Source organism: Chryseobacterium gregarium DSM 19109, from assembly GCF_000430845.1.
GTDB classification, from domain to species: Bacteria; Bacteroidota; Bacteroidia; order Flavobacteriales; family Weeksellaceae; genus Chryseobacterium; species Chryseobacterium gregarium.
Genome location: NZ_KE387264.1, coordinates 249,119 through 264,029 on the forward strand (window position 1 = coordinate 249,119; position 14,911 = coordinate 264,029).

At 32.5% G+C, this 14,911-nt stretch carries 10 protein-coding genes; 8 read left to right on the forward strand and 2 right to left on the reverse strand.

Annotated elements, in window-relative coordinates:
- Positions 1–549 precede the first annotated feature (549 nt).
- The 8 genes from H561_RS0121390 (at position 550) to H561_RS0121425 (ending at position 11,002) form a co-directional block, all read left to right on the forward strand.
- The gene (locus H561_RS0121390; RefSeq protein WP_034731777.1) at positions 550–810 is read left to right on the forward strand and encodes a helix-turn-helix domain-containing protein; all 261 of its coding nucleotides are present in this window, start codon (positions 550–552) and stop codon (positions 808–810) included.
- 15 nt (positions 811–825) lie between these two features.
- Complete coding sequence (locus tag H561_RS23110) at positions 826–1,179, forward strand: hypothetical protein (RefSeq protein WP_228372326.1); 354 nt, start codon at positions 826–828, stop codon at positions 1,177–1,179.
- Between the two features lie 264 nt (positions 1,180–1,443).
- Positions 1,444–2,340: a BRCT domain-containing protein gene (locus H561_RS0121400; RefSeq protein WP_027388802.1), complete on the forward strand. Its 897-nt coding sequence runs from the start codon at positions 1,444–1,446 to the stop codon at positions 2,338–2,340.
- A 3-nt stretch (positions 2,341–2,343) separates the two neighbouring features.
- Positions 2,344–4,440, forward strand: coding sequence for a tellurite resistance TerB C-terminal domain-containing protein (locus H561_RS23115; protein WP_051349490.1), 2,097 nt, complete (start codon positions 2,344–2,346; stop codon positions 4,438–4,440).
- Positions 4,433–5,749, forward strand: a complete 1,317-nt coding sequence (locus tag H561_RS0121410) for an ATP-binding protein (protein WP_027388803.1) — start codon at positions 4,433–4,435, stop codon at positions 5,747–5,749. The genes H561_RS23115 and H561_RS0121410 overlap by 8 nt, the downstream gene beginning before the upstream one ends.
- Positions 5,746–7,881, forward strand: coding sequence for a DEAD/DEAH box helicase (locus tag H561_RS0121415; RefSeq protein WP_027388804.1), 2,136 nt, complete (start codon positions 5,746–5,748; stop codon positions 7,879–7,881). The genes H561_RS0121410 and H561_RS0121415 overlap by 4 nt, the downstream gene beginning before the upstream one ends.
- Before the next feature lie 26 nt (positions 7,882–7,907).
- Entirely contained in the window at positions 7,908–10,106 is a 2,199-nt protein-coding gene (locus H561_RS0121420) for a hypothetical protein (protein WP_027388805.1), read from the forward strand.
- A complete protein-coding gene (locus H561_RS0121425) occupies positions 10,106–11,002 on the forward strand; it encodes an HNH endonuclease (RefSeq protein ID WP_027388806.1) in 897 nt (298 codons plus the stop codon). Before H561_RS0121420 ends, H561_RS0121425 begins: the two co-directional genes overlap by 1 nt.
- Before the next feature lie 679 nt (positions 11,003–11,681).
- On the opposite strand, the gene H561_RS0121435 is transcribed toward H561_RS0121425, so the two are convergent.
- Positions 11,682–12,200, reverse strand: a complete 519-nt coding sequence (locus H561_RS0121435) for a hypothetical protein (protein WP_027388807.1) — start codon at positions 12,198–12,200, stop codon at positions 11,682–11,684.
- Positions 12,201–12,364: 164 nt separating this feature from the next.
- A complete protein-coding gene (locus H561_RS0121440; RefSeq protein WP_027388808.1) occupies positions 12,365–13,771 on the reverse strand; it encodes an aminotransferase-like domain-containing protein in 1,407 nt (468 codons plus the stop codon).
- Positions 13,772–14,911 lie beyond the last annotated feature (1,140 nt).

A 14,911-nucleotide genomic window follows, 5' to 3' on the forward strand; every position in this document is an offset into this window, starting at 1 on the left:
TCCTTTACAATAGCAACCTGAGTAAAAGAGATACAGGTATTCCATTGACCTGCGTAAATTAGACACAGGTTCTTGGCTGACGTATGTAAAATAATACAAGGTCAAACTGCGTAAAAAGAGGCTAGGTATTATTTTCATCATTTGTCATCTCTCAAAACAGATTTACAAAAAATAGATACTGGTTTTCAATTAATTACACAATAATTATGGTTCTGTTTCTTTTTTTTAGAGCTCTGAAATAACATTCGTTGATTTTAACGGCAAGATGTGTCTTTGTATATACAAACTTTTCAAGTTTGATATCCAAAGACTCTCTTGCCTTTTTTGCAAAAAGGGGAAAAAACTGCGGAACTTGTTTTTTTTGTTTTCCTTGAAATTGGTTTAAAGATTCCAAATCATTCTTATTTATTCTTTTTTAATCTCCACCTATTTCCAAATTATTCCAGATTGTTCTTATTCAATCCAACTCCCTTTAACACTATTGTTTTAACGATTTTGATATTCCAATTTTGCAAAAGAAATTTTATCAAAAACAAAAATGAAGAAACTATGAGAGTAAACCTTGTTACCAAAGAAGACCTTCAGGAGTTCAAAACCGAATTGCTTGAAGACATTAAAAATCTGTTTAATATCAAAATTTCAGAGCAGAAACTATGGCTGCGTTCATCAGAGGTCAAAGAGCTTCTGAAAATTTCTACCGGAACATTACAGAACCTCCGTGTCAGTGGAACCTTATCCTACACTCGTGTTGGAGGAACAATATATTACAATTACAAAGACATCGAGAAAATGTTAAATGGCAAAGGATAATTTATTATTAACAAAATGAATTACATTAAACATCTTACAGGCTTCTATGAAAAGGTGGCTCAGGATAATACACTTAATCCCACACACATCAGCCTCTACTTAGCATTATTCCAATTCTGGAATTTCAACCGTTTCCGAAATCCGGTCAGTATTTCTCGTGATGAAGTGATGCGAATCAGTAAAATCCACTCAAGAGCCACCTACCACAAATGCCTGAAGAATCTGCATTCTTCGGGCTATATTGATTATCAGCCGTCTTATAATCCGTTTATAGGAAGTCAGGTTGTTATGCTGGATTTTGCGGGGGAATTGAAACCTTCCCATAAACAAGAAAGAAAAAAAATTAATCTATCCAAGAAACTGAGCTGATTTGTAATTCCACTAAGACATTTTAACTTGTAATAATTATCGGTTGTGATTCTTATTTTTTCAATAAAATATTGTCAATATTTATTTTGTTGATCGTAGGATTTACGTATTTACGGAAAACCGTAAAATAATCTGTATGATATTATGTAGATTGCAACGTTTTAATCTTATATGATGAAAATTGTTATATAAATACTTAACTTTATAATTTCCATTATAAAAATAAGATCAACTAATAACAATATCGAAAATTCAATCACAACTATGACCACTTTTGAAAATACAACACAGCAAATTGTTACTGTGAAGGCACGAGCAGATAAAGCAATCAATTCTTTAAAAGGAATTTTATTAGGCATACTATCAGATGAAAAAATAGATTCTTACGAAATGAAGGAATTGCAATTGTGGGCAAAAGAAAATCACGCATTGATCAACAGAAATCCCTTCAAGGAATTTATGCTTCTAATTGAAAATACTGCGTCCAATGACATTCCACCGAAAGAATCTATTGAAGATCTGTATTGGCTCTGCCAAAAATACGAGCACGACAGTATCTATTATAACGGTATAACTTCAGACCTACAGCAATTGCAAGGAATTTTCCATGGATTACTTGCAGACGGTAACCTTAACGATGACGAGATTTTCAACCTTCACAAATGGCTGTCTGACAACGAACATCTTAATTCCTATTATCCTTATGACGAAATAAGAAGTCTAGTTTTGTCTATCGTCTCTGACAAGAAGATCGATGAAGAAGAAAGGTTGGTATTAATAGCTTTTATAAAACAATTCGTAGAGCTCAAAAATGATCAGATAAAAGAATCGATTGACCAATTGACGACCGATGTAAACATCTCAGGAATTTGCGCAGTAGATCCAGAAATAGTTTTTGAAAACAAAACATTCTGTATAACTGGCATTTTAAGCCGAGGAACCCGAAACGAACTGCAAACTGCAATCAAAAGCAAAGGCGGCATTCCAGTGAACACCATATCTAAAAAAGCAGATTACCTTGTGATTGGTGATACCAACAATGCTTGCTGGAGCTATGCCTGCTATGGCAGAAAAGTTGAGAAAGCTTTAGACCTGAGAAAGTCAGGCCATACCATCATCCTAGTTCATGAATATGATGTGTTTGACGCCATAGAAAATTAAGATATGACTATTTTTATAATCTTAGTTTTCGTTATTTTATTTTTTGCGTTAGTCAATCAGAACAAGAAAAATAGTAAAAAAGTTGTCTTAAAAACTTCACGTTCACGTACTGATAGACCTAAGGCCATTGTTAAACATGTTGAAAAAGTTCAAAAAGAAACTCAAATCACTACAAGTTTTGACAAATCAATAAAAACATCTATTCCCACCATTAAACCTGTGATCAATGTTGAACCTGTTTCAAAAATACAAAAAGAAGAGCAGATCACAATACGCTACAGTAGTCCAGTAAAAGCATCTGTCAGTATGGAAGAGAATATAACTAAAACAGACGATTCTATAATTGATGTGTCAAACATTGTAACGTCATTATTAGGCAATATTAAAGTTACTTCAGAAAACAGATCTGCAAATATTTCCGCTCCTTACTGGCCTCATCGCTATGTATATTCATATTCTGATCTCAACACGGCAAACGCGGAGCAACGTAAATTCTACAACGTATTCAAAACAGAATTCTTAAAAGGAAATTTTCTTTTTTTAAATGGTAATGCCAACTATTCCTTCATTCTAATGTTTGATCTGCTGAATGAATTTGCAGTCCATAAGGATTTCCAAAAAATCGAAGAGCAATTGGAAGATCTTGGCAACAATTATCCAATCACAAAATCCTATTGTGTCTCATTTCTTATTCAAAGACTTGACGATTACAATATGAACGATGAGGCACAAGAATATAGAGAAAAAAACAACGTTTATGATTATGATTACTGGAAATTAGGGAAAAGATATAAAAAGATACTTGACCTTTCTAATGAGCAAGAAAATACACTTAACAAGATATGGTTTCAAAACAATGTTTTTACTGAAATAGAATTTTGTAAACTTGAAGTACTTAAACAATTTCTAAGAGCCACTGAACATCTTCAGCAAAACTTTACTTCTGTTGATAATTCACTCGATAATCTAATAGATGAATTAACAGATCTAATTGTAAGGAAGTATTACCGCTACCGGAAGGGAAGTCAAAACTACAAATACAGTTTCGAAACCGTTCAGGGACAGATTTATGGGCACATCTTAAAATTGAGTGAAAACAATGTCCGAGAATCTTATTCCAACAAACGAAAATTAACAGCGGAATTTAACTATAGTAACCCTGAGATTTACAATGTTTATTTTGAAAAAGTCATTACGAAATTAGATGTGTTCTTTCCCGAAGATCAAAAACAAATTACTACCCCAGATCTCGAAACGGAAAAGCGCCTCAACGAAAGCAATACAACACGGTGGAAGACCAAATATGACAAGATAGTAGCACAATATTCTGACTCTGAAAATTTAGAACAGCAAATAATACAATTGGCTGAAGAAAATATTAAAAATCCGTCGGTGGAGAATATTTTTTACGAAGCCTCAAAGTTCGTCGCTAAAATCAATAAGGTTACCGCCTTAAGACTTTACATTTATTACATTGATAAAGATCTGAGCTCTGCAAAGTTTGATAACAAACAGATGAATAAAACCATTCAGAAAAGCCTTTTTAAGACCAATGAACAGCTGAATGATTTTGAACAGATACTGAGCGATTTCATAACGAATAAAAATCTTGATACAACGCTGGAAAAAATAAACTCCATTTACCTACCCAAGAGAAAGAAGATTTTTATAGATAAAGATACCATCGAGGAGGTAAAAAAGCAACACTCCGGTACAGTAGACCTATTAAACGAATACCTTCAGGATGAGTATGAAGATGATAACATTGTGATTGTATCTGAGGAAATTGCAAATAAAGACGAAGTACAAATCAATATCATTCATAAGAATGTTGAGCATCTTCATTCTAAGTACCTGAACGAAATCAGCTTAACAAGTGTACAAAAAGATGTGTTAGGCGTTTTTGAAAAGAACAGTTTCAATATTTCTCAAAGTGATTTAGAGGAATATCTGAAAGATCAAAATTTATTGATGAGCTCTACTGTTGATGCGATTAACGAAATTTGCTTTGATGTTTTAGACGATGTTTTGATTGAAGAGGACAATGATTATTTCACTATAAATACTGATTACTATAAAAAACTATTAAACAATGATTGACAATATTAAACCAAAAGAAGCTACCTCAATTATCAATTCCCTGATAGGTGGCATCGTTCCTAAAATAGGTGTACAGCATATTACAGTGGGCAGATCAGAAGAGATTGAAGCTTTTATAAGTTCCCTGAATGATGTTAAAAATGGACACAGCTTAGCGAAGTTCTGGATTGGAGATTTTGGAAGTGGTAAATCATTTATGCTTCACCTACTAAATACTGTTGCCTTAAAACAAAAATTCGTTGTAGCTAATGCTGATTTTACGCCAGACAATCGTCTGTATGCAAATGATGGGAAAAGCGTTTTATTGTACTCTGCTATTATGGACAATATTGCAATTCAGACCAAACCTGAAGGTGGTGCTTTACAGACACTGTTGGAAAAATGGATCGAACAGGTTATCACTAAAACTGCTGAAGAACATCATATCTCTTTGGTTGACATCCGCAAAGAAGAAAATTTGGCTCTCATTCAAAATGCCATAATGAAAACCATCAACGAAATCACGGAGGTTGGCGGCTTTGACTTTGGTTCGGTCATAGTAAAATATTACGAGGGTTATATAAAAAATGACGAATACCTGAGAAGAAATGCTTTGAAATGGCTCAAAGGTGAATACAAAACTAAAACAGAAGCCAGACAGGATCTCGGTGTCAGAGAAATCGTCAATGACCAGAATTTTTATGATATGCTTAAAAATTTTTGTAAGCTATTTGTAAGTATGGGATATAGTGGTTTTATGATCAATCTTGATGAAGCTATTAATCTTTATAAGATTTCAACTTCTGTAATGAGAGAAAAAAATTACGAAAAGATCTTGTCTATTTATAATGATTGCTTTCAAGGCAAGATTTCAAACTTATTGATTAATTTTGCTGGGACAAAAGAATTCTTGGAAAATGAAAGAAGAGGTTTATTCAGTTATCAGGCACTGAAGTCAAGATTACAAACTAATAAGTTTGAATCTCTGGAAATCCGGGATTATGCTCAACCAGTAATTAAACTCACACCGCTAGATCATAATGAGATATTTGTTTTATTAAAGAAATTGAAGTTGATTTTTGATTTTAATTATAAAACAGATATTAAAATTTCAGATGAGGAAATCTCAGCCTTCATGGAGGAGATTTTCAATAAACCAGGAGCTTCAGAGTTTTTAACTCCGAGAGAGGTTATCCGTGATTTTCTCAACATCTTAAATATTATTCGCCAAAACCCAGAAGTTGATAAAACCAAACTTTTTGGGGATATTGAAATTGAAGACGAAAGACCGAATGATTTAAATGTACTGGATAGCATTGAAGAATTATGACCTCCTTTGATTTACTTTCGGAGCCTATCAGAAAATATATTAGAGATAAGGGTTGGGCTTCTCTTCGCCCAATTCAAGAGGCAGCAATTCCTCGCATTTTATCAACTGAAAATAATTATGTTCTAATATCAAGAACGGCTTCTGGAAAAACTGAAGCTGCATTTTTACCTATATTATCAAGGACAAATTTTAATGAGGAGGGTGTCAAGGTTCTTTATATTTCTCCTTTGATTGCTCTAATTAACGATCAATTTCGACGTGTGGAAGAATTATGTGAATATTTGGACATTAGTGTAACCAAATGGCACGGTGAAGCAAGCAAAAGCCAGAAAGATAGATTGCTGAGAAAGCCAAACGGAATTGTTTTAATTACTCCGGAATCCATGGAAGCAATGTTTGTGAATAAACCTTATAATCTTAAACATCTATTTTCAACATTAGACTATGTGGTTATCGATGAAATTCATTCTTTTTTAGGTTCAGATAGAGGGATTCAGTTACAATCCATTTTATCGAGATTACAAAAAATAAACAAGTTAAATTTTAAAACTATTGCTCTTTCTGCAACCGTAAGTGATGCAAATCAATATATCGAGCTAAAGAACTTCATAGGAGATATTGAAAATACAAAAGTTATAAGAGATACTACTCCTAAACCCATTAATGCTGTCTTTAGATATTTCGAAGGTAGCGGAGCTGAACTACCTGTTAATTTACTAAAGGATTTATATATTCAGACAAGAAATAATAAATCATTGATTTTCCCCAACGCAAGAGGGAGAGTTGAAGAAGTTGCCGTAAAACTAAGAAAGATTTCAGATAAAGTTGGAGGACATCAAAACTATTTTTCTCATCATTCTTCTGTAGATAAGGAAGTTCGGGAATACGTAGAATTTTTTGCAAAGAATAACACTTACCAAAATTTTAGTATTGCCTGTACATCTACCTTAGAATTGGGAATAGACATAGGAAGTGTAGATCAGGTTGTTCAGATTGATGCGACACATAGTATTGCTTCTTTGATACAAAGAGTTGGAAGAAGTGGGAGAAGAGATGATAAAGCGAGTAATTTATTCTTATATGCTACCAATCGATGGACTTTGTTACAATCAGTAGCTTGTTGGCTATTATATGAAGAAAAGTACATCGAGCCAATTTCTTTGAATAAAAAATCTTATGATATTTTGGTTCATCAAATATTGTCTGTTGTAAAAGGGACATCAGGAATTTCAAAAAAGCAGTTAATCGCAGAATTGTTACAAAATGCTGCTTTTAAGAATATCGGTACATCAGAAATAGAGGAAATAATTGATTTCTTAGTTGGAAAAGATCTTATTGAAAAACTCGGTATAGAGCTGATTTTAGGAATTGGAGGTGAGAAAATTGTCAATAACAAAGAATTTTATAGTGTTTTCCAAACCGAAAATTTATTTAAAGTATCACATAAAGGAAATAAAGTCGGAGAAGTCCCACTAACACTTCAGATTCGGGAAGATGAAAATATCTATTTGTCTGCAAGAATTTGGAAAATTACGAATGTTGATTTAAAATCAAAAAAAATAGAAGTTATTCCTGCAAAAGATGGTAAGAGACCTATTTTTGAAGGCAACGGGGCAAATGTCGCAGACAAAATAAGAACAAAAATGCTGGAAGTTTTAGTCTCAAAAAGAGAATATGATTTTCTTGATGAACCAAGTCAAGATGTAATAACAGAAATGCAAAAAGAATTTTCAGTCTTTAATTTTACAGATATTGCGAAGGATAGACCCTTACTTTCAACAAATAAAAACCTTATATTTTATTCATTCACAGGATCAAAAATCAACAGAACACTGAAACTTTTTTTTGATACTTTAAAAATTCATAATATTTACTCTGAACTAGATTCCTCTTTTGAAATAAAAACTTCACAGGAAGAATTTGTTTCAAAAATGAAAAATTTAGAATCTTCCAATATTAATTTAGATCTGGTTTTAACAACTCTCATAGAAAATACCCCTGAAATTCTAGATTTCTCTAAATATGGTAAGTTCTTACCAGTAAAGTTTAAACTTGAAATATTAAAAAATTCTTACTATGATTTTTATAATTGTAAAAAGTTTTTAAACGATTTAGAATTGATAACCAATTGAGAATTAAATTATAAACAACTAAAACTATGAGCTTCAAATTAATTGCGATAAGACCGCTAAAAGAGTGTAATCCAAATTATCTCAAAAATTTAAAAACTAATCAATTGTATAAGTTTTACAATGATTATATTTTTTATGATAACAATAATCAAGAGATAATCGATTCAAAAAATGATGTAATTAAGATTGATTACCTAGCAACTATTCCTGACGATTTGTTTTCTCAAGGCACAGATGATGCAAAGACGAATATAAATGTTTCAGCAATTGTAGGTAAGAATGGGTCTGGCAAAAGCGCTTTAATCGAGTTACTCGTGGCGTCAATTGTAAAAATATCTTTGCAAATTAAGGATGATTTTATTAACCCTGAAAACTTATATGATAGTAAAGATGAAGAGAAGAAAAAGGAGCTTGTTACGAAATATAATGAAAGTATTGTTAAAGATTTAAATTCAATAAATGTTGAAATTTATTTTTATTATAACCAATTTCAAGAAAATAATAGGGAAAAGATTAGGAAACTTAAAATTCAAAATAATGAAATTACATTATTAGATTTTGATAAAGATTTCAATTCTAATCCAAAAACTTTTTCACTTCAAAAGAATACCGAAGTACATATCAAAAGTCATAAACCAGAAGGTGAAAAAGAGCTTTCAAAATCAGAACTTCTTTTCTTTAAAGATTTTTTTTACACAATGGTTATAAATTACTCACATTATGGTTATAATACAAGTGAAACAGGTGAATGGTTGAAAGGCGTTTTTCACAAAAACGACAGTTATCAATTACCTATTGTAATAAATCCATTTCGTGAAGATGGTAACATAGATGTAAATTCTGAAAAGTATTTAGCGTCCTCGCGTTTTCTCGTGAATATTTTGCAAGAAGAAAAACTTAGAAGTATTGCCAAAGGTAAAGATGTTTCCCATATATCCATAGAAATTGATTATAAGAAATTTAGTCATTGGGATGAGAGTGAAAAAAAAGATCTTCGGATAAATAATAGAGATGAAGAAAAAATTGAATATCTCGAATTGTTACTTGAAATATTTTATATTGAAAAAATAGAAATCAAAAACGTTATCAACAAAAGTTTTTACCCTTACTTGAGAGATTATATTCTTCTAAAGCTATACAAAATTACATTCTATAAAAAATATCAGAAATATCGAAAAGGGAAACATTGCATTATTATGAAAAATGATAATCCCTTATATTTCACATTAATTAGTCCAGATAATCTAAGGGAATATTTCGAACAATTAAAAGATGATGGAAGTCACATCACAGACAAACTATGCCAAGCAATCTTTTTATTGAAGCATCAATATGTAAAAATGGATGAAATTTTTATAGAAAAACTAAACGAAAAATTGATTAAGATTGATGATCTATATGAGGTGATTGATACAGCATTTAAGTCTAGAATAGATCCCAAAGAACATTATTTAATGAATAAGTTCTCTATTGCACAGTCGCTTCCTTCTATCTTTAAAGTAAATTACTTTTTTGAAGAGAATTATTCAAATCATAATTTTAATAATTTTAGCTCTGGAGAGAAGCAAAAATTGTATAGCATTCATTCAGTAATTTATCATTTGAGAAATCTAAAATCTGTTCAAGAGTTAATAATTGATGAGAACGATCCAAATGAAAAAATGATTTATTATAAGAATGTTAATATAATTTTTGATGAAATAGAATTATACTCGCATCCTGACTTTCAAAGAACTTTCCTAAATGATTTGTTGAAAGCGATAAATTCCGTTTATCAACGATATGATAATCTCAATATTCTGTTTATTACTCATTCGCCGTTTATATTATCAGATATTCCAAAACAGAACGTACTCTTTTTAAAAGATGGAGGTGTAGATACTTTTGATAGAGCAAGTACTTTTGCTGCAAACATTTCTGATTTATTAGTTAATAGCTTCTTTTTCAGTGATGAAATCAAAAGTGGCTTATTAATGGGGGAGTTTGCAGAAGAAACAATAAATAAAACAATTCAGTGGATCAGCGAAGCTAAAAAAAGTGAAAAATCTTTTAATCAAAATAAAGATGATTTTGATTACCATAGGCAGATTATCAAAATTATTGATGAACCAATATTAAGATTGAAATTGGCAGAAATGCTAGACGAGCTTTCAGGGAAAAGCGAAGTACAAAAGGAGGTAGCAAGAAAACAAATTGATTATTTGAACAAAAAATTTAATTTATAATGCTAACAATAAATCCATCTGAAAGTGCGGTAAAATTTCATAAACAAGAAGTTACTAGAATATTCGAGAAAATACTTACCGACAAGTTTGTAATAAGAGGAAAAAGTAGAGAAAGAAAATACTTGCATTTTAGCTTCTTAAAATTCCTAAAGGAGCATTATAAAGAGCTGATTAGTAGCAAACCAAATGAGCTTTTAAAATTGCATGAGAAATATGAATCTTTACCATTGTCTTCTAATCACAGAAAACTCATTAAAAGTTTTTTTATTGACACAGGATATGGCAATTTTAATAACCAAGAATTTTTAGAAAAGCTTAATATTGACACTTGTGTTTATTGTAATAGAAACTACACAGTGCAATTAGTAAAAGATAGAGCTCGAGCTCAATTAGATCATTGGTTTCCAAAAGAAAGTCATCCAGTATTGTCTTTGAGCTTTTATAATTTAATTCCTAGTTGCCAATCATGCAATCATATTAAGCACAATAACTCGCCAAAATGTGGATGGGATAAGGCTTTAGATAATATTTTTCATCCATATGAAGAAGAATTAATATTTTCTTTTTCATATGATTATGATACAAGAATTACAAATCCAACTGTAAAATTTATTAATACTGATTCAAAGGCTGAAGCTAGCCTAGAGTATAGTAGGTTGAAAGAAATTTATGATAGTAGTTCAAAGAGAGAACTGAAAGATTTATTAGATTTAAGATATAAGTATAGTGATAATTATCTAAAGATTTTATTCGAAGACACTTTTAATTTATCAATATCAGAAAGCGAAATATCTAGATTATTGTTTGGCATTGAGTCTAAAAAGAAAGATTATCACAAAAGACCATTTTCTAAATTTAAAAAAGATATTATTGAAGAATTATTGGGTATTGGATAATCTAGTTTTTCTTAAATTTCAGCCTTTTTATTAATGCGAGGCATATCTTATTTGATAAAAAGTTAAAAAACAAACCAAAGATAATTCACTTTCCAGTCCAACAGCTAAATTCTGTCAAGGTCAAGTCCTCCGGATTTTTGAAAAAAGTTTTTGTCTATAAAAATGTAAACAAAAACTTTTTCCGAAGAACCTTGACAGAATGCCACGCTCATTTTCAAAAAGGTTTTCTTTTTTTTTTAATTTTTTTTTCTTCGTTTTCTTTTAGAAATATTTCAACTGAGAAATTTCAAGCGCAAAGAGAATAACTAAATTCTCGATTTGAACTCTAAAAAACATGTTCAAATTTTGGACTTTTTACTTGCAAATTTGAGCAGAAATTTTTACCTTTACTACGTAAAATTTAAATTAGGATTTTACCACTTTTTTGCAAATGCCCTATTTAAGGCCTTTCACAAGATGCTACAGCGAAATGCTTATCAATAAAAGGACGAGAAGAATTTACAAAAACCCTCTCTCTCCGCAAAATGCGAAAACGAAAGTTTTTTAAAAAGCACTTAAAAATAAATAAATCCTGCAAATCATTGATTTGCAGGATTTATTTTATGATGGCAATTGCTGAAATTTTCAAAAGTACTCATAATTTCTGTGGCAAAATCATGGCCATTGATACACCAACTGTTTATTCCTGGTTTTTGATCAGCACGACGGACCGCAGAGGCAGGTCATCATACCCATAAATTATTTTATCTCTTAAAAACCCTTCAGATTCAAAAAAAGGCAACAAAGGGCTGTCGGAATATTCATTGATCCAGATGGCATCGTGGGATTTACAGACCTCCAGGCATTTATCAATTAATGATTTTCTAATAGCAGGATCTGATGAATACCGGCTTCGGATCCCAAAATCTGCTATCCGTATGCTTCGCTTTTGATATAAGCTTTCCGGCATTTTGCCTTTGGAGGTGATTCTGGCATATCCGGCAGGTTTTTCATCCACATAAACAACCAGCCATTGGTTAGACAGGCTGTTGAGTTCTGATATCAGGACCTTTTCAGAAAAATTTTCTTCTATGTAACCAGCCAATATTTTGGCATCAACAAGTTGTGAGAATTTCTCTAAGGCGATTTGCTCTGTCAGCATCATTAAAGTATCAGTTCCCTGTTCTGTTGCTATGGTAAATTTTACAGTTATATCCATCTCTTAATGTTGTATATACCGGCAAATGTAAGGGCATTTTCAGAATAATACACGATACAGATTTCGTATAAATAACCAGTACAGTTTTCTTCAACGCGATGCAACGGAGACAGACAGATTTAAAACTGCCTGGGACTCATAGTAAAGCGCATGATGTAACTGTTTTATGATGACCCTTGTCCTGCGAGCTTAAAAGCTTCGATCCTTTCCGGAGAAAATTTATTGGCAATTACCACTCTGAAATATTTATCGAAAGCCCCTGAAAAGGAGAAGGTAGAGCCTGGCGTAAACCGTATTCCGGCCTTATTGCATTGATCATAAAAATCAACCATTTTGGTGTCGTCAGGCATCTTTACCCAAATATTGTAACCGCCTGATGGTGTGGTAAGAGCGGTTTTTTCCGGGAAATGAGCAGATATCAGGTTGATGGCGAAATAAGCATTTTTTGCCAGTTGCATTCTGAATGCACGAATATGCTTCTCATAGCTCCTGCATGACAGTAACCGGCTGACGGTCTCCTGATAGATTGGAGAGACGGTACTCCCCAAAGCAAATTTGATCTGTTCTGCCCGATGCATGAATTTGCCGGCACTTAACCAACCCAGACGAATACCGGGAGCCAAGGTTTTTGCATAAGATGAGTACGACAGTACCAGCCCGCTATCATCAAATTTTTTAATAGTAGTGGGCCTTTGTCCATGAAAATTCAAATCACCGTAAATATCGTTTTCGATAAGTGCAACATTATACTGGTGGGCAATGGATAGCAGTGCCATTTTTTGTTGGTCTGATAGCATTAAGCCTGTCGGGTTATGAAAATTAGGCGTTAAAACGGCTGCTTTTACGTCATTGTAATGACAGGCTTTTTTAAAAAAATCAATATCGAATCCTATGCCTGAGTCAACAGGGATTTCAATGACTTTGAGCTTTAGTACCCGTATCACTTCAAGTACGGAAAATACGCATGGGCTTTCAACGGCTACTATATCTCCCGCATTACATACTGCCGCTAATGATATATATAATGCCTGCAACGCTCCATCTGTAATGATGAGTTCATCGGGATTTATAATGGTCTCGTAAGCGGCAGCCCTTTGAATAATATTGTTTTTCAGTTCCACTGAGCCGTCAGAAGGGTAATATCGCAGCAGTTCAGTACCTTGTTCCCGGATTACCTGTTGCATGGTACGCAACAATAGTTTTTGTGGGATTAAAAGATCATCAGGAGCTGCTACATTAAATTCGGAAACTTTCCTTCCCGCCCTTGATGAGGTGGTAAGGCTAAGGTGGTGCTTGAAAACGGCATCTCTCACTACGGGCCGGTATTTAGTTTTTACCTGTGGTGCCGTTAATTCAAGCCTGTTGCTAACGTAATACCCTGATTTCGGTATGCTTTCCACCAGTCCGCTGAGGATAAGATATTCATATCCGTTCTGTATGGTACTGATACTTACCTGATACTTGTCCTTGATTTCACGAACAGAAGGCAATTTATGCCCTGGTTGAAAAATTCCTTCCTTTATGTTTTTTTCTATGACTGTTGTAAACACTTCAAATTTATACGTTTTCACCTGTACTTTTTTTATAATTCCACAGCAAATACCGCTTTGCAGATCCAATAAGAAGATGTCCCTTGTTTGTACGTCCTGGATTTAAACGATTCAGCGACCATATCTTTTTCCTGCCGGCTTAACTTTATTCAGACTTTGTATATGATCAGGTAAGCTGTTTATCATCGTTAAGAACATTTCTTTTGTTTTCAGAAAGCTTAAAGATATGCCATTCGCTTTCATCCACAATTTACTGAATATTTCGAAGTATAAAACAACAGGAATGTAAAGCCATTTTAAGATACGGGATTTCAAATTTTGTAATCATCCTATATCAATATAATATTTTGCCGTTTATGCTTTTTAAGGTGTTGTCCGTTTCCTATCTTTTAACGGTGCGAACAACCGTTTCAATTCCTAACCTTGTCATATTGGCAAGCCGTTGTCTTGTTAAAAGAACCTGAAATAGATGTTTATGGGTATTGGAAATACAGGATTTCAAATTATCCATCAGGGTTTTAAGTTTGTTTAAAGGGTCTGAGGGAAATAGCGAAAATAGATGTAATGCAAACTATTAGATAAGCATCTAATGATTTTTATCTCAGTGTCAGAATCTTGATTGACCCTGCTAAAAAAGGGTTTTCAACAATTTTAGATTCCTGCATTTTGTTTTTGTAAAGGCGTTCATAAGATAAAAGCCTTTTCTCAAAAGTTTGGTGACCACGGGAAAATCGCATAATTTAAAGAAAGTTTAATGAAAACCCAGAACAATGAAAAAGGCCTTCATAAAATGATTCATACACAATAACAACACCGACTGCGAGTAAAAAACGACCTAAAAACTTTTAGCGTTAAGAAAATTGAAAAGGATAGGCCACAGAAAAAAGTTTTATGTCCGAAGCGCGGCTACAAGATTGAAATGAAAACAAACAGACCATCCGCGCAAGTTTAAACTTTTCAGCGTTGGCTCAATTTGTAGCGTAAAAAGTTTTAAGTCTTGATCTTTTGGTTCGTTTTGTATCAAGACAAAATGAACGAATAAACATAAACATAAAAAGCCCTTCCCTAGAGTTCAGCGACCACCGGGAAAATCGCATAGTTTAAAAAAAGTTTAATGAAACCCAGAACAATGAAAAATACCTTCATAAAATGATTCATACA